Source organism: Achromobacter sp. GbtcB20, from assembly GCF_019091095.1.
Classification (GTDB): Bacteria; Pseudomonadota; Gammaproteobacteria; order Burkholderiales; family Burkholderiaceae_B; genus Achromobacter; species Achromobacter mucicolens.
This window is the reverse complement of the sequence record NZ_JAGXJZ010000178.1, coordinates 1-581: the sequence shown is the minus strand read 5'-3', so window position 1 is coordinate 581 and position 581 is coordinate 1. Positions and strand designations below refer to the sequence as shown.

Here is a 581-nt window from a genome sequence, read left to right as displayed (position 1 = left end):
TCGGCGCCGGCATCAGGCACCGCGCCGCCTCGACCAGGCGATGCTCGGGCCAGCGCTCCAGCACAGTCAAAACGCCGGCTGCGGCCAGCACCAGCCTCGTGTCTCCCCGACTATCGCGCGCCAGGATATACGGTTCTCCAGCCAGCACCCGCCACTCCAGCTCGCCCGTCCGGAAGCCTTGCGCCGACAACATTCCCAGCACCTGCGGAACGTCCACAGGCAGGCGCACGGAAGCGACGCTGCCGCCTTCGTACGCCCCTGCATCCGGCCGCGCCCCCTTGGCATCGAAGACGCCAAGCGGATTCATCGACATGAGGCCGCTGAAGATCCAGGTCAGCAGCACCGTGCCGAACACCAGCCCGAGGATGTGATGCCAGCGCAGGTAAGTTTCCCGGAAAGGCGACTTCGACCCGCTCTTGTACGTGCCCGCAAAGCGCCAGCGCCAGATGCCGTTCAGCGCGCCGGTGAAGGCCGCGACCACGCCGATCCCAGACAACACGATCACCGTCCAGCTCCATACCGGATCGGTCGGCCGATCGCGGAACATGTAGAGCCAGTGCAGCCAGGCGCCGACGAAGTTC

The 581-nt window shown here is 66.8% G+C and carries 1 pseudogene; it reads right to left on the bottom strand.

From position 1 onward, the window contains the following. Positions 1–581: pseudogene (locus tag KVT32_RS28435) on the bottom strand (PepSY domain-containing protein); the annotation flags it as partial.